Origin of the sequence: Planctomyces sp. SH-PL14, from assembly GCF_001610835.1 — a bacterium.
Lineage (GTDB): Bacteria > Planctomycetota > Planctomycetia > Planctomycetales > Planctomycetaceae > Planctomyces_A.
This window is the reverse complement of record NZ_CP011270.1, coordinates 8,382,283-8,401,211: the sequence shown is the minus strand read 5'-3', so window position 1 is coordinate 8,401,211 and position 18,929 is coordinate 8,382,283. Positions and strand designations below refer to the sequence as shown.

Here is an 18,929-nt window from a genome sequence, read left to right as displayed (position 1 = left end):
GGGCTACGACGGCCAAACCGCCCACCCGAGTGCGTACGCCAGGGAAGCGCGGGACCTCAATTGCGTCCGGCTGCCCGCGAAGAACCGTCCGGGAACGGATCAAAAAGCGAAACACCAAGCCACAAAGAATCTCCTCCGTGAGAGGACAACTTCGTGCTCTTGGTGCTCCCCTTGGTGCCTTGGTGTTTAACAACCCGCCGGCACTTGCCGCCATCCGCCGGACCTTCAGAAACCCGACGTCGGTTTCTTCCCCGGCGGATTGGCAGGAGACGTCTTGGACGACCCGGTCGGCGTGGCCGCCACGGCCGAGGCCGGAACTCCGACCTTCTTCGGATCCGCGCCTGCGGCGTCGCCCGATTCGCTCCATCCCGCTGCCAGGCAGGTCGGATTCAGTTGAAAGTCTTCGGGCTGGAGATCCGACAGCTTGCCGAGCGGACTCGCCAGGACGACCGCCTCCAGGCCGGTGGCGGGACGGAGATCGCGCCCCGCTCCCCAGACCTTGGTCCAGGTCTCCTCGAAGTCCGGGCTGGCCGGAATCTGCGTCGACGAAAGGAACCCTTTGAGGCGGCCGGAGTAGGCGTTGGCCCGTCCCCACCAGAGGATCGACTTCCCGGCCGCGCTGGCGTCATCCTGAACGAGCATCCCCCCATCCGCAGTCGGCGGGATGAACAGGGAGTCCGCGCTGAAGATCCGGGCGTCCCCCTTGAGGTCGGCCGCCAGCCGAATGGCATTGGTTCCCGCCGAGATGGTGGCCGCGTCGAGCGAGAGTACGCTTCCCGTCACGTCCTGGGCGACTTCGATCGCGTTGCCGGGAGTCAGCAGCACCGACTGATGGACGATGACCGTGCTCTTGGGCGCGCCCAGGAGGACAGTCGGTCCCTTCCCCCGGACGAGGCTTTCCCGGACGAGAATCCGCGAGTCGCCGGAATCCGCGGCCCCGACGAGCGGCAGTGCCGGAGCCTCGGCCGACTGCGATCCTTCGATGTCGCACCGCGTCAGGATGAGCGTGCCGCCGCTGACCCGCGCGAAGCTCTTGGGGTGCTGCTTCCCACGGGAGTGCAGGAGATTGAACCGTCCTCCGATGATCTCGACCCTGGCCCCCTCGGACAGCGTGATCCAGGCCTCGGGGCCTTCTTTCTCGTTGCCGCTCTTCGACTGCGGCTGGAGTTCGAGCGGCGCCCCCTCGGTCTGCTCGAAGACGATCGTGAGCGTCTTCTTCTTCAGCGCGACCGGCTCCAGGAACTTGACCCCGGCGCCGAACAGCACGACGCGGGCTCCGTCGGGGACTTCACTGCTGAGGAACCGTGCGAGGGTCTGCGACTTCTTGAGGTCGAACCGCGTCTCCGGTCCTCCGGCGGGAAGCGCCGCGATCGTCGGGCGGTTCGCGAACGCCTCGACATGCTCGGCCAGCCCTTCGGTCGGATGCGGCAAGGTGGCGAACTTCGCGCCGATCACCTGATCCGCCACGTCCCGCTCCGCCCACTGGATCGCCGCCGCGAGGGTCGCCTGCGACTCTGCGGAGTGCCGCGGCAGCAGCTTCTGGAACGACTCGGGCGGGCTCGGGAGGAACGTTTCCGAGGGAGGAGCCTGCATCCAGTAGAGGCGCCAGCTCGTGGCGTCGGTCACCGCGTTGCCGGAGGCGGGTTCCGTAAGGACTTTCCAGCCGGTGAGGCGGAAGGTGTCTCCCGTCAGCTTGAACGCCAGGGGGCGCGGATCGTCCGCCGCATCGGCGGGGCTGTCTGGCCAGTTGGAGACGCGGATCGCCCCGGCGGGCGACTTCGGATCTCCGGCGAGCGCGGCGACGGTGTGCCCGAGACGGACATCGAGCGCCGCGGGGGGCTTCGTCCCGTCATGTCGCGCCGAGAGGAAGCGGCCGGCGGTCACGAACGTCGAGTTGAACAGCCGGATGACCCGGTCGCCCGGCGGCTGCGGCGGCGGGACCCGTTCCGCGGCATTGACCGTCAGCGAATCGCCCGGCGTGAGGCAGGCGACGTTGCCGCCGACCAGTTCCACACCCGGACCGTCGATGCGGATCGCGTCCCCGGCGTCGCCCCGCAGGACGACGTTTTCGAGGACCGCGCGGCTCGTGATGCCGGCCTGCCCCTTGAGACCCAGGAGCGCCGTCGGGTTCCCCGAGACCGTCAGGGTCGAGTTGCGAAGGAGGAGTTCTCCCCCCTGCATCGCGATCGCCGCTCCGGCTGTCCCCTCGGGGGCGTTCCAGAACAGGTCGACCCCTTCGAGTTTGACGACCCCGCGGTTGGAGCCGAGCGCCCCCTTTCCTTCGGCAACGCTCCCCACCAGCACCAGGATCGGACGGATGTCCTTCCCCCGCAGTCCGACCCACTTGAGCGAGGACAGGCTCCCGACCGGAATCCGGTGCGGCCCTTCGTCCTGAAACTCGAAGACGACGCGGTCCCTGTTGCCGGGCGCCGCCAGCGAAGCGATCTCGCCGGACCCGGTCCGGAACCGTCGCACCTTGACAACCGGGACGTCCTCCGGAGCGGAGCCGCGGGTGTAGGGGATCCAGGCCGGATAGATCGACTTGTTGCTGAGCTGTACCTCCGGCACTCCGGGGAACGGGGTGTCGTCCTTGGGGCCGGTCAGCTTGAGTTCCGGAGCCTTCGGGGGCTCCACCACCTTTTCCGGTTCCGGCATCGGCGCTGGAGCCGTGTTCGGCTGGACCGTGGGGACTTCGGGGGCGGCGTTCAGCTCCTTCCGCTGCAGCGCGGCCGCCAGATTCCCCTGGTCGTCAATGTTGTCCGTCTTCATCGAGCGGACATACCACGTCACGGTCCCGACGACCGCCACGATCAGCAGGGCAACGAGGCCGATTTGGAAGAAGACCGGGTCGATCGAGATCTGCGAGAACCCGCCGCCGGTCTCCTTGGGGGCGTCCATCCGCTCCGGAAGGCTCCGGTCGCCCCCCGTCTTGCGTCGGTTCGCCTTCTTGGCCCCGACGTCTTCATCCTCATCGATGTCTTCGAAGGCCGCCCCCACCCCCGCCCCCGCCGCGGGGCGCGAAGCCGACGTGCTTTTGGGCCGCGACTTCGCCGAGGACGATTTGTTCCTACCCGAGTTCGATTCCGGTTCGGCGGCGCGGGCGGCTGGTCCTGAGCGGGACTTTCCGGACCGGGAGGTCGCAGCGGACGGCGGCGGTTCGTCCTCCTCTTCGTCTTCGATCGCGCTCGGAACATGCTCATGCCGCAGTGAGGCAAGGACGTCGTTCGTCACCCCCTGGCGGTGTAGGTTCGGGTTCGCCAGATCGTCGATCAGCTCCTGCGCGGTTTGGTAGCGCTCCAATGGCTTTTTCGACATGAGCCGCTGGATGACGGCCACGATCGCCTCGGGAATCCGGTCGTTCAGCCGCCGCGGATCCGGCGGCGGCTTGACGGCGTGGGCGTGGACCTTGGCGACCATGTCGCCGTCACCGAACGGGGGCTGACCGGTGATCAGGTGGTACCAGGTGCAGCCGAGCGAATAGAGGTCGCTGCGGACGTCCGCCGCCTTGCTGTTGCGGGCCTGCTCGGGGGCCATGTAGTCGACCGTCCCGACCGTCGTGCCGGCGCGGGTGATGCCGGTGTCCGCCTCGGCGTCGATGGAGCGGGCCAGCCCCATGTCGGCCAGCTTGATGTCCCCGTCCTTGGAGATCATCACGTTGGACGGCTTGATGTCGCGGTGGACGATGTTCCGTTCCGCCGCATGTTGCAGCGCCTGGGCCACGCCGCGGACGATCTCGATCGACCGCTTCACCGGAATGACGCCGCGGCTGCGGAGGAGTTCGAGCGCGTCGGTCCCGTTGATGTATTCGAGGGCGATGTAGAGCAGCCCGTCCGCCTGTCCCGCCTCGTAGACGCCGACGATGTTCCGGTGGTGGAGCTGGGCCGCGGACTGCGCCTCGGCCTTGAAGCGTTTGACGAGGACCGGGTTCTCCGCCTTCTCGCGGGGAAGCACTTTGAGGGCCACGGGGCGGTTCAAGTCTTCGTCGAGGGCGAGGAACACGGTCCCCATCCCACCGGCACCCAGCTTCTTCTGGATGACGTACTTTCCGACGCGCTTGAGCGAGTCATGTTCGTTCAAGCTCGGCAGATCGTCGACGTCGATATCGGACATGCAGACCCCCGGACAGGATCGGGGACGGGGCGACAGAGGACCGAGCGGCGCGACCGAACCCCACGAGACACCATTGGACTATACCTCTCGTCTCTGCGCGGCGTCAAAGTTTGCCGTCGCGGGAGGGAGAAAACAGGGCGACCGCCGGTGGCGAGCAGCCCCGCGGAGAGCGAGGCTCCGGCCGAGCCGCGGCGTCGGCCCCCGCGGCCGATCAACACTTAACCCAGTGCCGGGAACGGCTGCGCCGGCCCCTTCTCTCTGCTCTTCTTCTCCGTGTCCTCCGCGTCTCCGTGTTTCAAAACCTTCCGGAAGAAGAAAACACAGAGGGACAGAGATCACAGAGACAGGGAAGGCGATCCCGCGCGCTGATCGACGGGGGCGGGATGACCGCGCCGCAAGACATTGGTGGACGGGCAACCTGACGATGGGGGGCACTTCCGATGCCCGGTCCCTGTCGGTCCAGCCCATCACGGAATCAGCAGATACAAGCCGGCGATCACACCCGCCTCCACCAGCACCGCATCCAGGTGCAGCGGCACCCGCTGATGAACGTACGGCGTCGGACTTCCCGGCCGGGCATTCCCCAGATCATACCGGTTGAGGTGCGGCGGATACGCCGTCATCAGGTACGGCAACGCCAGCACCGTCCCCATGAACTTCGCCCCCGACACCGCCGGCTGCGCGAGGCCCCACGAGTATCCGTGCCGTTCCAGGTTCACGTCCTCAAAGTAGAGCGGCTGGTGATTCAGCAGCGACGCGTTCCACTGGAAGGTTACGGCACACCAGTTCCGCCCTGTCCCCGGAACATGCATCCGCGGCGTCACCTTGCTGAAGCTCTCCTTCGCCGTGTCCGTCGGAAGCGAACCTTCAGGGAGCGAAATGTCGACCGAAACCATCGTGATCGGCTTGTAGGCGTCGCCGTCCGCGGCCCGGGCCTCCAGCGTATTCGTCTCGGCCGATTCGGAAGCCATGTCCGGATTCAGCGGAGCCGAATGGAAGTCGATGTTCGGCGCGGACCGGATGAACGGCAGCAGGTAATACCCCTCCGGCATGCAGCCGCGGAGGTACTGGCTCCCCGGACGGAAGTTCACCCACTTGCACTGCATGGCACAGTGCATCGCCCGCAGATGATCGCCGAACGAGCGGTCGCCGTATCCCGTCCCTCCGACGGGCGCATCGAACTGCAGACTCCTCTGGCAGCGGCAGTAGTCCCGGTAGCGGCAGGCCGGAATGACCCAGCAGTCGCTCCAGGTGAAGAACGGATTGTGCCACTCGAGAATCGGTTCCCGGCTGGCGAGCCACTGGCCCATCGCCGAGTGGAACAGCAGGTCGCCGACATGGTCCCGCCCGCGGAGGCAGCATGCGGGGCCGCCACCGGTCGGCGGACAGACCGACGGAGCCATCGGAACGAGCGGGCCGGACATCACCGGTCCGGCTTCGGGACCGATCGCCGGGATCTCCTCCGCGAACTCGGCCGAGACCGGCTCGGTTTCAAAGAGGTCGAACTGCGGAATCTCTTCCTCGAAGAGGCTGCCGGAGAGGAGCGGCATCGGCGGATCTTCGTCTGCCGGCGCGCTCAGCACGTCTTCAAGCAGGACAGGAACGTCCTGGGCCGACGCGGGGACCGCAGCGGTCACGACCAGGAGGCCGAGGACGCCAAGGACCATTCGCCCGCGAACGAACGCAGACGTCAGAGCAGCAGTGGTCGAGGTTGCGTTCACGACGTTCCATGCCCCAAGCAGAAAACCACGCCTATTCGGTTTCGGCACCCCTGGCCGGCCTGCTCAATGGCGACTCGGGGTGGGAGGCGGAATTCGGTCAGAGTGTCCAGAGAAAAGTCGCCAGCCTGCACAGTTTGACGGACCGGTGCGGCGGGAACTGCCGAATCGGTCCCCCTCGCGGCGGCGCCCTTCGAATCGGGGGCAAGAAAAAATGAGCCACCGATGAACACGGATGAACACAGATTTGCGATTCGCCTGGACACGACCGAGTCGAGGATTGAGCCGTACGCGGTCCGGAAATGGCGTCCAGCGTTTCCCAGGGGGCCCATCCGCAGCTCGGTCTCCGCCGGCATCGCCGCATGTCATAAGCCTTCGGATTTTGAAACACAGAGGCACAGAGACCACGGAGAGTGACGAATCCAGAGGCACGACGGGGGCTGTGGGACCGCGTTCCCGGCCTTGATCTGTGTCCATCCGTGTTCATCTGTGGCTCCTCTTCCTCTCCCGGAGCCGCTTCACAAACGTCTCTTCTGCTGCCGTCCCTCTCTGTGTCCTCTGTGCCTCTGTGTTTCAAATCTCTTCCGGAAGGAGAAGATCCCCGTTCTCTGCCTCTGTGGTTCCACGTCTCGGGCTTGGTGACACTCCGTGCCTCAAGTCGCCATCCGCGACGTCAGCGAGTTCACTGGGGTGGTATCAAAGGCGACGGCTCTCTTGTCAGAGCCGTTCGGAGTGGCTTGTCACCCCCGCGCCGAGCGGATACATCGACGGTCTTGGCCGAATGTCGCGGAGGTCGCGGGGAAAGGCCGAAGGAGCGACCACGCAGGCCATGGCGAGCATCGAAGTCAGGGATCTCAGTTTTACCTACGGCGGAATCCCCCTTCTGGACGGGATTTCCTGCTCGATCGAGCCCGGCGAGCGGATCGGCCTCGTCGGCCGCAACGGGGCGGGGAAGAGCACGTTCATGAAGCTCCTCTCCGGGGACCTGCGCCCCGACGCCGGGACGATCCAGCTCGCCCGCGGCGTCCGCGTGGCCCGGCTCACGCAGGATGTCCCCGACGGCGGCGACCACACGGTCTTTGAGGAGATCTGCGGCGGCCTCGGCGCCGTCGGAACGGTCGTTGCGCGGCTCCGCGAGCTGCACCGCACGGGGAATGCCGATCCCGGGGAACTGGACCGGCTTCACTCGGAACTCGATTCCGAAACGGGCTGGCAGCTCGAACACCGCGTTGAAGAGATCATCGACCAGATGGGGCTCGACGAGACCGCGCGATTCGAATCGCTCTCGTCGGGAATGAAACGCCGCGTCCTCCTGGGTAAGGCCCTCGCCGCGGATCCGACCGTCCTGCTGCTGGACGAGCCGACGAACCACCTCGATATCGCGGCGGTCGAATGGCTCGAAGAGTTCCTCGTCCGGTCCGGCCTGACTCTCGTGTTCGTCACCCACGACCGGGCCTTCCTGCAGCGGATCGCCAACCGGATCATCGAAGTCGAGCGGGGCCGGCTGTTCGACTGGACCTGCGACTACAAGACCTTCCTTGTCCGCCGCGAGGCGCTCCTTGAAGCGGAAGCCCAGCAGCAGGCGCTCTTCGACAAGAAGCTCGCCGCCGAAGAGGTCTGGGTCCGCACCGGAATCAAGGCCCGCCGGACGCGGAACGAAGGACGGGTGCGGGCCCTGGAGCGGATGCGGGAGGAACGGCAGAAACGCCGGACTCAGGTCGGCAACGTCCGTGTGCAGGTTCAGGACGCGGAGCGGTCGGGAACCCTCGTGGCGTCGCTCGACAACGTCATGCACGCCTTCGGCGACAAGACGGTCCTGCGGAACGTCTCGACGACGATCACCCGCGGAGACAAGGTGGGGATCGTCGGCCCGAACGGGGCGGGGAAGACAACGCTGCTCCGGACCCTGCTGGGAGACCTCAAGCCGCAGTCGGGGACGGTCCGGCTCGGCTCGAATCTCCAGATCGCCTACTTCGACCAGCTTCGGGCCCAGCTCGACGAGGAGAAGACCGCGGTCGAGAACGTCGGCGAGGGACGGGACACCGTCATCGTCAACGGCCAGGGAAAGCACGTCGTCGGTTACCTCCAGGACTTCCTGTTCTCTCCCGAGCGGGGACGGACCCTCGTCCGTTACCTCTCCGGTGGAGAGCGGAACCGGCTGCTCCTGGCGAAACTGTTCACGCGGCCGGCGAACGTGTTCGTCCTCGACGAACCGACAAACGACCTCGATGCCGAGACGTTGGAACTCCTCGAACAGCTCCTGGTCGATTTTTCCGGGACGATCCTCCTCGTCAGCCACGACCGGGAGTTCCTCAACAACGTCGTGACGAGCACCCTCGTCTTCGAAGGGGGCGGGAGCGTCAAGGAGTACGCCGGCGGCTACGACGACTGGATCCGCCAGCGGTCTGCCGCCCCTGTGGCCGCCGCCGCGGTGGCGCCCGCCACCACGGAATCGAAAACGGCGTCGGCTCCCGCCGCACCGGCCACCCCGGCGGCGGCCCCCCGCAAGGCGAAGCTCTCCTATAAGGAGCAGAAGGAGCTCGACGGGCTCCCCGGCCGCATCGAGCGGCTGGAATCGGACCAGGCGGCGCTCCATGCAGAGATGTCGAGCCCCGAGTTCTATCTCAAGGCTGGGCCGGAGCTTGCGGCGGCCTCGTCGCGGCTGGCCAAAATGGAGGCGGAACTCCAGACCGCCTACACCCGCTGGGAGGAACTGGAGGGGCGGTGAGCGGGCCGGTGGCGGCTCGCGAGTCGCCCGAGCCCGTTCGGAAAGAGCGTTCCGGGAGGAATCGATCCATCGGTCGAATCCGATTTCAATTGCTCTTCTGCCGAAGCCGACTTAAAGTATGGTGAGCTGTAGGTTTCCAGTTTCCATGACACCGCGTTCACCGCTTGGGCTCTTTGGGCATTCGGGCGGTGGAAGTTCCGGATCGGGGCTAGGTCGACCATGAATCGCACCCTCCTGCGTGATGCACCGGCGTGGCTGATGAGTCTCGTCATCAACCTGACGGCTCTCGGCGCGCTGCACTTCATCGTTCTCTACAAGCCGGCCACGGTGAGTGAGACGATCATCGACAGCAACGTCGATACGGAAGAGGGGGCGGTCGACGAGGACTATTCCCTCATCAACATCGCTGACATCCAGGGGCAGCGCGGTGGCGACGCCTCTCAGATGGGGGCCGGCGGCGGAGGCGGCACCGAAGGGATGGCCGCGATGGTCTCCGGCAATGCCGCCATGAAGTCGAAGGTCGCCAGCGAGATGTCCGGCGGCTTCGATGCCCAGCCGGTCAACCTGCAGCTCAACGTCTCGGACATCCTGGTCGCTCCCACGGGCGAAGTCGCCACGAGCCTTGTCGCCGTCGCTTCCAAGGGAACGGTCGACGACGCCAAGGGGGGAACGCCGGGGGTCATGGACCGCCTGAGCTTCGAGATCGCCCAGTCCTGCAAGGAGCGGCCGACCCTCGTCCTGTGGATGTTCGACGCTTCGCTCTCGCTCGAGAAGAAGCGGGCGGCGGTCGCGGACCGTTTCGAGATCGTCTACGAGCAGCTCGCCAAGCAGTCCAAGGAAGGGATCCTTTACACCGCCGTCATGACCTACGGCGACAAGTTCGCCTTCCTGACCGATGAGCCGGTGACGGACGTCAGCGAACTCGTCACCTCCGTGAAGAAGATCCCCAACGATGTCTCTGGGAACGAAAACGTTTTCACCGCCGTCCTCGAAGGGGTCCGCAAGTACAAGAACTTCGGCAAGGGGAAGGGCAAGTACAACAAGATGGTCATCATCATCACCGACGAGCGGGGTGATGACGCCGGGGTGAAAGACAATCCCAACGCCGGGATGGGCCGCCTCGAGCTCGCCATCTCGGAAGCCAAGAAGTCCCAGTTCCGAGTCAACTGCGTCGGGACCGCCGCGGTCTTCGGCCAGGAGAAGGGCTACGTCGAGTACACCTACGAGGACGGAGAACGGGAATCGCTCCCCGTCGACCAGGGTCCCGAGACCTACTATCCGGAACTGGTCCAGCTCCCGATGTGGAGCGGCAACCGCCTGTTTGACCGGGTCTCTTCGAGCTTCGGACCGTACGCCCTCACCCGGCTCTGTGCGGAGACCTCGGGCATTTACCTGATCATGGATGATGCCAAGGGACAGCCGTTCGATCGTCTCATCATGCGGAACTACACCCCGGACTACCGGCCGATCGACAAGATCACCGCCGATGTTCAGGCCAGCCCGGCCAAGGCGGGGCTCGTGGCGCTCGCGGAAGCGACGCTCGGCCGCGGGGGCCGTCCGTTCTACATCCCCGAGCCGCAGATGACCTTCCGGGGATACACGGACAACCTGATCCGGAACGAGTGCACGGAAGCCCAGAAGCCGATGGCGATCGTGAACGCCGAGCTCGAGCCTCTCAAGAAGAAGATGGAAGACATCGAGAAGCACCGCGCGACGCTCAAGGAGCCGCGGTGGCAGGCTTCGTTCGATCTCGCCGCCGGACGGGTCTTCGCCATGTATGCCCGCAGCAAGGGGTATCAGCTCATGCTGGCGAACATGAAGACGACGCCGAAGACGTATGAGAAGAAGGACAGCAACATGTGGCGGATCGTCCCCTCCGCCAACATCGAGACCGGTCCGGACGTAAAGAAAATGGCCGAGAAGGCCCGGACGTATCTCAAGCGGGTCGTCGATATGCACGCCGGAACGCCGTGGGCCGCCATCGCGACCCGCGAGCTGGCGGACGACTTCGGCTGGTCGTGGGAGGAATACCACGTCGACCTGCCGGGCGGGATGAACGGTCCTGTCCGCGACGAGGACGTCCCGCGTCTGCTCCTGGCCGAAGAAGAAGCTCGGCAGATGCGGAACCAGCCCCGCGGCCCGGCGCCAAAGCCCCGCGAGAAGCCGAAACTTTAGTCGTTCGTTCTGTCCGCCGATGAAGCTCACGAGACCTCTGCCCTTCGCGGCAGAGGTCTTTTTTCTTTCCCGGGGACCAACCGCGAGGGCCTCTCGCCGCACTCCTCCTCATCTGTGTCCATCCGTGTTTATCTGTGGCTGAAACGCATTGAATTGAGCCACGGATGAACGCAGATGAACACAGATATGACCGGTGAGGGGCAGCTGGCCCGCCTTGTCGCTACGCCAGCTCGGAGTTGTTTGGTGGCAGGTAGCGACGGCCTCGCAAGGACTCGGGGAGGCACTCCATCTCCTCGCGGGCGGCCGGGTCATCGTGGACATAGCGGTATCCCTCGCCGTAGCCGACCGACTTCATCAGCGGCGTCACCGCGTTCCGGAGGTGAAGCGGCACCGGCTCGCGGGCGGTCGACTCCGCATCGGCCGCGGCGGCGAAGTAGCCGTTCTTGAGCAGGTTCGACTTGGGAGCCCGGGCCAGATAGACCGTGGCCTGGGCCAGCGGATAGAGCCCTTCGGGAAAGCCGATGAGGTGCACGATCTGGGCGGCGGCCGACGCCTGCACGATCGCCTGCGGATCGGCGAGGCCGACGTCCTCCGAGGCGAGGATGCAGAGGCGGCGGGCAATGAACATCGGATCCGCTCCCCCTCCGATCAGCCGGGCCAGCCAGTAGAGCCCCGCGTCGGCGTCGCTGTTCCGGAGCGACTTGATGAGGGCCGAGACGAGGTTGTAGTGGTCCTCGCCCCCCTTGTCGTAGCTGAATCTCGCCCGCCCGAGCGCCTCGGACAGAGCCTCCCAGGCAACGGCCCGCTCTCCCGACGAATCCGGTTCGACCGACTGGACGGCCGAGTCGAGGGCCGTGAGCGCGGCCCGGGCATCCCCCGCCGCGACCCGCGCCAGCCGCTGCCGGTTCTCGTCGCTGATGACGGGACGGAGGGCCGCCAGTCCGCGCTCCTCGTCGTCCAGCGCCCGGCCGATAAGGGCCACGAGGTCCTGTTCCTCGAGCGGCTGAAGAGTGACGACCCGGCAGCGGGAGAGGAGCGCCGCGTTGACTTCAAACGAGGGGTTTTCGGTGGTCGCCCCGATGAGGGAGACCGTCCCGTCCTCGACCGCCGGCAGGAGGGCGTCCTGCTGCGACTTGTTGAACCGGTGGATCTCGTCGACGAAGAGGACGGTCCGCAGCCCCGACCGGCGGGCGGTTCGGGCCTCGGCGATCGCCTCCCGAAGCTCCTTGACCCCCGACAGGACGGCGGAGTGAGCGACGAACCGGGCCCTGGCATGGCTGGCGAAAAGCCGCGCCAGCGTCGTCTTCCCGGTCCCGGGCGGCCCCCAGAAAAGGAGCGACGGGACGACGCCGGAGGACTCCAGGAGCCGGCGGATCATCCGGCCGGGTCCGACAAGGTGTTGCTGTCCGACGACTTCATCGAGCGTCCGCGGCCGCATCCGTTCCGCCAGGGGGGCCGACGCGAGTGGAGCGGGGGACGCGGCGGGGCCAGTCAGACCGGACGCTTCGGACCGGGGAGAGATCGGCTCCTCCTCGGGGGAACCGAAGAGGCCGGGAAGTTCTCGTCGAGGCATGGGAGCGACCTGGGAACGCGCGGCGGGGCGGCGTCGGGTGGGGAGAACGGCAAAGGAGGGCAGGGGACGCGGATCTCCGGTCGGCCGATCCGTTCCGGACCGGCGGCGATCTTAACGACCGCGCGCGTCCGCCGCGCGGAGAGACGGATCGGCGGCCCCCTCTCCCCTGGAACCTGTGGCACCGCTCGGGCCCGCACGCTCACAAAGTGCCGGGATTTGACGGAACTTCCACCGGTTTCCAGTCCTTGATTCCCGTAGAACGCCGTGTCAGAATCGCCCAGCCACATCAGCCAAGCGGTCGGCGCTGCGTCTCTGCGCCCGCCTTCATCACTCGTTCATATTTCCGCATTCGAGATCCCTCCGCATGAAAATTTTGCCGGGACAGACGGTCGGCATCGACCTCGGAACGACCTACTCCACGATCGCTCAGCTCGATAATGCGGGAAACCCGGTCGCCATCCCCAACTCGGACGGCCGGACCATCACGCCGTCGGTCGTGCTCCTGGGGGAAGACGGAAAGGTCATCGTCGGCCCCTCGCCGGAGCGGATGTCGATCGAGAACCCCAAGAACATCGTCGAAGCCATCAAGCGGCAGATGGGGAACAAGGACTTCTTCGTCGTCTATCAGGGGAAGAAGCTCACGCCGGAATTCATCTCGGCCCTGATCATCAAGAAGCTGAAGCAGGACGCCGAGACCAAGATGGGACCGGTGGTGAACGCCGTCGTCACCGTCCCCTACTACTTCAACGACGTCCGCCGCAAGGCGACGCAGGACGCCGGCAAGATCGCCGGATTCAACGTCATCGACATCATCAACGAGCCGACCGCCGCCACCCTGGCCTACGCCTGGCAGAAGGGTGAGCTTGGCCGCCGCGACCTCGCCTCCAAGGAAAAGACCATCATGGTCTATGACCTGGGGGGAGGGACGTTCGACGTGACCGTCGTCCGCTACACGCCGACGCAGTTCCGCGTCCTGGCGACCGACGGGGACGTGATGCTCGGCGGCCTCGACTGGAGCCGCCGCGTCGTCGACCACATCGCCGAGCAGTTCCACCGCAAGCATGCCCTCGACCCGCGGGAAGATCCCGAGTCGATGATGGCCATGACGCAGGAGTGCGAGAGCGCCAAGCGTGTCCTGAGCGAAAAGACCACGGTCCAGATCAACCACTACTACCAGGGGAAGAGCCTCACGCTCAACCTGACGCGGAACGAGTTCGAGAAGCTCACCGCGGACCTCCTGCAGCGGACCCGGGACACGACCGAGCTCGTCATGCAGCAGGCGGGCGTCGGATTCGGCCAGCTCGATGAGATCGTCCTCGTCGGCGGTTCGACCTACATGCCCGCCGTCGAGAAGATGCTCGTCGAGCTCACGGGCCGCAAGCCCTCCCGCGAAGTGACTCCCGAAGAGGCGGTTGCCCAGGGGGCGTGCATCCACGCCGCGATCCTCGAGGCCCGCATCAGCGGCGCGGAATCCAAGATGGGGAAGGCGGTCCTCGACCGGCTCCGCTCCGTCAACGCCGTGGACGTCAACTCCCACTCGCTGGGTGTGAAGATCACCGACCCGTCCGACCGGAGCCGGAAGATCAACCACATCATGATCCCCCGGAACACCGCCGTCCCGCACAAGGTGACGAGCCGGTTCGTGACGAACGCTCCCAACCAGCAGCGGGTCCACGTCTGCGTGCTGGAAGGGGACGCGAGCGATCCGGACGCCTGCACCACGATCGGCGACTTCCGGATCGTCGGCCTCCCGCCGAACCTTCCGGCCGGCTCGCCGGTCGAGATCTCCTACGAGTACGACAAGAACGGCCGGATCAGCGCTCACGCCCGCGAGCTGAAGGGGAACACCGAGGCGCAGATCGAGATCGTCCGCGACTCGGGCCTCTCCTCCGAGAACGTCGACTCCTTCGAACTCCTCGCTCACGAGTACGTCGTGGAATAACGGTCAACGATTGCCAGGAGCCCGCAAAAGGCCTCCGGACATCCTCCGGGGGCCTTTTTGTTTCCCGCCCGGCCGATTGAGGCTTGAGGGAATCGGGAATGTCGTCCACGATGGCGGTCGCCACGATTCGTTCTCCAGTCGGGAGGGCATGATGCTGGATCTCCGGGCCGTGCAGGCCGCCATTCGGCAGTTCGGCTTCGACGGATGGCTCCTGTATGACTTCCGTGCGAGCAACGTCCTGGCGCGGCGGGTCCTCCGCCTCTCGGACAACGTCCATACGTCGCGCCGTTTCCTCTACTGGATCCCGGCCGACGGGAAGCCGCGGAAGATCGTCCACCGGATCGAGGATTCGGTCCTCGACTTCCTGCCCGGCGACAAGACGGTCTACCTCCGCTGGGGGGAACTGCACCGCGCCATCGACGCCTGCGTGAAGGGGGCCAAGCGGGTGGCGATGGAGTATTCGCCCCTCGCCTCGAGCCCCTACGTCTCCCGCGTCGACGCCGGTACGGTGGAGCTTGTCCGCTCTCTGGGGCCGGAGATCGTCTCGTCCGGGGACCTCGTCCAGCTCTTCGAAGCGGTGTGGGACGCCGAGCAGGAGCGGATGCACTTCGAGGCGGCGAAGGTGACCGACTCCGCCTATGGCAAGGCGTGGGGCTTCATCGCGGACCGGCTGCGGAACAAAGCGAGCGTGACGGAGCGGCAGGTCCAGCAGGTGATCCTGGACCACTTCCGCCACCACACGATGACGACCTACTCCCCGCCGATCGTGGCCCGAAACGCCCATGCCGGGATGCCGCACTACGAGACGGGGACCGGGGACGACACGACGATCCGCGAAGGGGACCTGGTCCTGATCGACCTGTGGGCCAAGCTGGACCAGCCCCGCTCGGTCTACAGTGACCTGACCCGCATGGCGTACGCCGGCGCGGAGGTCCCGGAGCGTTACGCCAAGCTCTTCTCAATCGTGACGCAGGCCCGTGACGCCGCGATCGGCTATGTCCAGAGCGCCTTTGCGGAGGAGCGGGACGTGCGGGGCTGGGAGGTGGACGACGCGTGCCGCGGCGTGATGGAGAAGCACGGTGTGGCGGAGCACTTTGTCCACCGGACGGGGCACGGGATCGGGCAGGAGGTTCACGGGAACAGTGCGAACATCGACAACCTGGAGACCCGCGAGGACCGCCTGCTGCTTCCGCGGACCTGTTTCTCGATCGAGCCTGGCCTGTACTACGACGACTGCGGCTTCCGGAGCGAGGTCAACGTGTACATTGACGGCAGCCGGAAGGTTCATGTGACGGGCGGGACGCCGCAGACGGAGATCTGTCCGCTGCTGAGGTCCTGATTCAGACTGTGGAGCCACAGAGTGTGTTGTGCGCGGGGGGTGGCATGGCTGCCCCGTTGGCTCGAACCGCGTTTTTGCCGGCACAGCTTTGCTTGCTCAAACCCAACGTGCCACGGCAGCCTGGGGTCAAGGGCGTCACCCCTTGCCGCCGGAGGCGCTTCGGTGAGGAACCATGGCACACAACGGGCGACCGCTTTGTGGTACCAGCGTTGAGGACTCCCTCACCCAATAACGCTGGCTTTGCAATCCCTGCGGGTTGGTGAGGGGGCATGCGACACGTTGTCCGCGATTGGGCGCGTACTTCTTGCCATAGTCCTCGACGGGCCAGGCCTCCGGCGGGCAAAGGGGCGTTGCCCCTCTGCACTCCCCACCAGGGGCCAACCCCTGGACCCCGGTTCTTGGGCCGCCGATGTGGGAGCAAGACCTTCGAAACTCAGTCGCGGGAGAGGCAACTCGAAATCGCGATACGAAGCTTGTGGAACCGCGAAAGCGACACGCGGCGGCTGAAGACATCGAAGTCGCGACGCTCAATCTCGTCAAGCAGACCGCGATAGATACGGATCATCGCCCCCAGGATCCGCCGCCCCTCGCGGCTGAGCATCGGGATCAGCTCGTCCGCCTTCGCGTAGAAGTGCCGCGCCCGCTCCGTCTCAAACCGCATCAGCCGCCGGAACCGCTCATCCCGAACACCAGCTCTCAGATCATCGGCGGAATAGCCGAATCGGGCCAGGTCGTCCGTCGGCAGATAGATCCGGCCAGCCAGAGCATCCTCCTGCAGGTCGCGAAGAATGTTCGTGAGCTGAAACGCGGTCCCGCAGTCGACAGCCCGCAAGAGAGCGTCCGGCGACGTGTATCCCCAGATCTGGATACAGCAGAGTCCCACGGCGCCGGCGACCTGATAGGTGTACTTCTCCAGGTCAACAAAGGTCTGAAACGTATGAGCAACGAGGTCCGACTCGACGCCGTCGATCACGTCTTCCAGATGCCGCGGCGTCAGGCCATGCCGGGCGACAATCTCCCGCAGCGCGGGAAAGACGGGATGCTGCGTCGGCCGGCCCGCGAGAGCGTCGGCCACCTCTGCCCGCCACGCATCCAGGCTCCGCCGCCGCTCCGGGAGCGGAACGGCGGGATCATCCCCCAGATCGTCCGTATGCCGCAGGAAGGCATACAGGACGCACATGTCATCGGCGAGCGGCCGGGGGAGGGTCAGAAAGGAGTAATAGAAGTTCTTGCCCGTCTTGCGCGCGACGCGACGACAATGCCCGTACGATTCGGCAAGGGTCACCGCCATGAGGCACCTTTCCGATCCGTCCTCCGGCGCGGAGGACAATACGCGGGACGGTCCTGCCCCGCGCCCAAGAAAAGCTACTTGGTGACGATCTCGCGGACGAAGGCGCGGGAGGCTTTCCAGGCGTGCCGCACGGCGAAGAGCCGCGTCTCGATCTGCTCCTCGGTGAAGTACGCCCCCTTCTCGCTGGGCGGAAGGCCGGCGAGGCTCAGCGTGAGCGGGAGCAGGTCGAGGAACTCGCGGTAGCGGCGCTGGATATCGGCCTGCTGCGCGGACGGAGCGGGATCGGCCATCAGGCCCTCCGGCAAGAGAATCGACTGAAAATCAGGGGAAAAGATGGGCGCGAGCATATCCCCCGCACCGGCGTCGTGCAATCAAGGTTTGGGATCGGTCGACGGGGCCGGCGCGGCGGCCTTCTCTCCCGGCCGGACCTTCTCGAAGAACAGGAGATGCTGCTGGGGAAGACGATCATCGTTCTTAAGGAATTTCAGATTCATCTCCGGCAGCAGGGCCTCCTTCCTGACCTGCTCTTCGGACATCTTGTGGACTTCCTTGATCAGGACTCGCGGGTCCTCCTTGCGGAACTCGATGAAGGCGATCCGGCCCCCCGGCTTGATGGCGGCGCTCAGCTCCCGCAGCATCTCGTAGGGGAACTCAAGCTCGTGGTAGACGTCGACCATGATCGCGAGATCGACGGTCTCGGGCTTCAGCTTGACCGAGCGATTGGTCGTCAGGATCAGCTCCACGTTGTCGACCCGTGCCCGCTTGCACTTCACCGCCAGGGCATCGAGCATCGGCTGCTGGATGTCGAGCGCCAGGACTTTTCCCTCCGGCTCGACTTTGGGAGCCATCATCATCGTGATGACCCCCGAGCCGGCGCCGACGTCCGCGACGACCATTCCCGGCTTGAGATCGAGGGCTTTGACGAGCTTCCTGAGCTGCTCTTCCCGCTCCCGCTCCGGACGCTCCAGCCAGCCGATGGCCTGGGCCCCCATGACATAGGCGATCTCCCGGCCCATGTAGAACTTCCCGATGCCGTTCGGATCGTGGATGTCCCGCACCTCATAGCGTCCGTTCCCTTCATTCGCCGGCGGCGTCTCCTGAGCCGGGAGAGAGGGGGAAACGACGAGGCCCAGGAGCAGAAGGGCCAGCCACATCAGCGAGGTCACGCGACGCATCAGCAATCTCCGGGAACCACGGTCCATTCCCCGGAGTCTACCGATTCCGCTTCTCTCGAACACAATCGGCCGCCACAAAGATGGCGCCGCCACAGCTTCGCAGCGGTATCGCGCAGGGCCGCGGATCAGGCCGAGCGGGACTTCATGACTCCCTCGACCTCGGCCAATTGCTCCTGCGTGTTCACGCCGAGAGCCTCGGTAATGTCGAGGCGGTTGGAAGCGAGCACGGTGTGCCCCTTGCGGCGGAGGATTTCCGCGCAGTCGGTCAGGTACAGCTCCCCCTGGCTGTTGTTCGGGCGGATCTCATCGAGCGCTCCGAACAGTGCGTCGCAGTCGTAGGCGAAGCAGCCGGTATTGATCTCGGTGATCGCCTGCTCCTCGGGCGAAGCGTCCCGCTGCTCGACGATCCGCAGGAAGTTCCCGTCGGTGTCGCGGACGATCCGGCCGAGCCCGAAGTTGTTCTCCGTCTTGGCCGTCCCGACAACGCAGGCCGCTTTGTTCGTCCGCAGGTCATCAAGCAACCCCGCCAGGGACCGGCCGCGGAGCAGCGGCGTATCGCCGGTCAGAACGAGGACCGGACCGTGGTGATCCTTGAGCTGCTCGCGGGCCATCATGACGGCGTGGCCCGTCCCCTTCTGTTCGGCCTGGAGCGCGAACTCGACGTCCGGATGATGCCGCAACGCCGCCTCGACGACCTCGGCCTTATGTCCGACGACAATCACCGCTCGCTTCGCGCCGGCTTCCCGGGCCGCGTCCAAAACATGGTCGACGAGCGTTTTGCCGCACGCCTGATGCAGGACCTTGGGGGTCTCCGACATCATGCGTTTGCTCTTGCCGGCGGCCAGGATGATGGCGACTGGGGCGGACATCGTGGTGAT

Annotated in this window: 11 protein-coding genes; 4 read left to right on the top strand and 7 right to left on the bottom strand. The window is 65.9% G+C overall.

Going from position 1 to position 18,929, the window contains the following annotated elements; all coding sequences use genetic code 11:
* Positions 1-225: 225 nt before the first annotated feature.
* Both VT03_RS32365 and VT03_RS32360 read right to left on the bottom strand, forming a co-directional pair.
* Positions 226-4,110, bottom strand: a complete 3,885-nt coding sequence (locus VT03_RS32365) for a serine/threonine-protein kinase (RefSeq protein WP_075096829.1) — start codon at positions 4,108-4,110, stop codon at positions 226-228.
* A 467-nt stretch (positions 4,111-4,577) separates the two neighbouring features.
* A complete protein-coding gene (locus VT03_RS32360; RefSeq protein ID WP_075096828.1) occupies positions 4,578-5,777 on the bottom strand; it encodes a hypothetical protein in 1,200 nt (399 codons plus the stop codon).
* An 880-nt stretch (positions 5,778-6,657) separates the two neighbouring features.
* On the opposite strand from VT03_RS32360, the gene VT03_RS32355 reads away from it, so the two are divergent.
* Both VT03_RS32355 and VT03_RS32350 read left to right on the top strand, forming a co-directional pair.
* Complete coding sequence (locus tag VT03_RS32355; protein ID WP_075097409.1) at positions 6,658-8,556, top strand: ATP-binding cassette domain-containing protein; 1,899 nt, start codon at positions 6,658-6,660, stop codon at positions 8,554-8,556.
* A 219-nt stretch (positions 8,557-8,775) separates the two neighbouring features.
* Positions 8,776-10,731, top strand: a complete 1,956-nt coding sequence (locus VT03_RS32350) for a vWA domain-containing protein (RefSeq protein WP_075096827.1) — start codon at positions 8,776-8,778, stop codon at positions 10,729-10,731.
* A 220-nt stretch (positions 10,732-10,951) separates the two neighbouring features.
* Here VT03_RS32350 and VT03_RS32345 read toward each other — a convergent pair whose 3' ends face one another.
* On the bottom strand, positions 10,952-12,304 hold the full coding sequence (locus VT03_RS32345) for a replication-associated recombination protein A (protein ID WP_082846695.1): 1,353 nt from the start codon (positions 12,302-12,304) through the stop codon (positions 10,952-10,954).
* A 364-nt stretch (positions 12,305-12,668) separates the two neighbouring features.
* Between VT03_RS32345 and VT03_RS32340 the strand changes: the two genes are divergently transcribed.
* Both VT03_RS32340 and VT03_RS32335 read left to right on the top strand, forming a co-directional pair.
* Positions 12,669-14,246, top strand: a complete 1,578-nt coding sequence (locus VT03_RS32340; RefSeq protein WP_075096826.1) for an Hsp70 family protein — start codon at positions 12,669-12,671, stop codon at positions 14,244-14,246.
* A 148-nt stretch (positions 14,247-14,394) separates the two neighbouring features.
* Positions 14,395-15,585 (top strand): M24 family metallopeptidase, encoded by a 1,191-nt coding sequence (locus tag VT03_RS32335; protein WP_231870563.1) that lies wholly within the window; start codon positions 14,395-14,397, stop codon positions 15,583-15,585.
* Between the two features lie 433 nt (positions 15,586-16,018).
* Here VT03_RS32335 and VT03_RS32330 read toward each other — a convergent pair whose 3' ends face one another.
* The 4 genes from VT03_RS32330 to VT03_RS32315 form a co-directional block, all read right to left on the bottom strand.
* On the bottom strand, positions 16,019-16,876 hold the full coding sequence (locus VT03_RS32330) for a phytoene/squalene synthase family protein (protein ID WP_075096824.1): 858 nt from the start codon (positions 16,874-16,876) through the stop codon (positions 16,019-16,021).
* Between the two features lie 74 nt (positions 16,877-16,950).
* Positions 16,951-17,166: a hypothetical protein gene (locus VT03_RS32325; RefSeq protein ID WP_075097407.1), complete on the bottom strand. Its 216-nt coding sequence runs from the start codon at positions 17,164-17,166 to the stop codon at positions 16,951-16,953.
* An 81-nt stretch (positions 17,167-17,247) separates the two neighbouring features.
* Positions 17,248-18,051 carry a class I SAM-dependent methyltransferase gene (locus VT03_RS32320; protein ID WP_197489145.1) on the bottom strand — a complete coding sequence of 268 codons (804 nt, stop codon included), beginning with the start codon at positions 18,049-18,051 and terminating at the stop codon, positions 17,248-17,250.
* Positions 18,052-18,176: 125 nt separating this feature from the next.
* Entirely contained in the window at positions 18,177-18,920 is a 744-nt protein-coding gene (locus VT03_RS32315; RefSeq protein ID WP_075096822.1) for an NTP transferase domain-containing protein, read from the bottom strand.
* Positions 18,921-18,929: the final 9 nt, after the last annotated feature.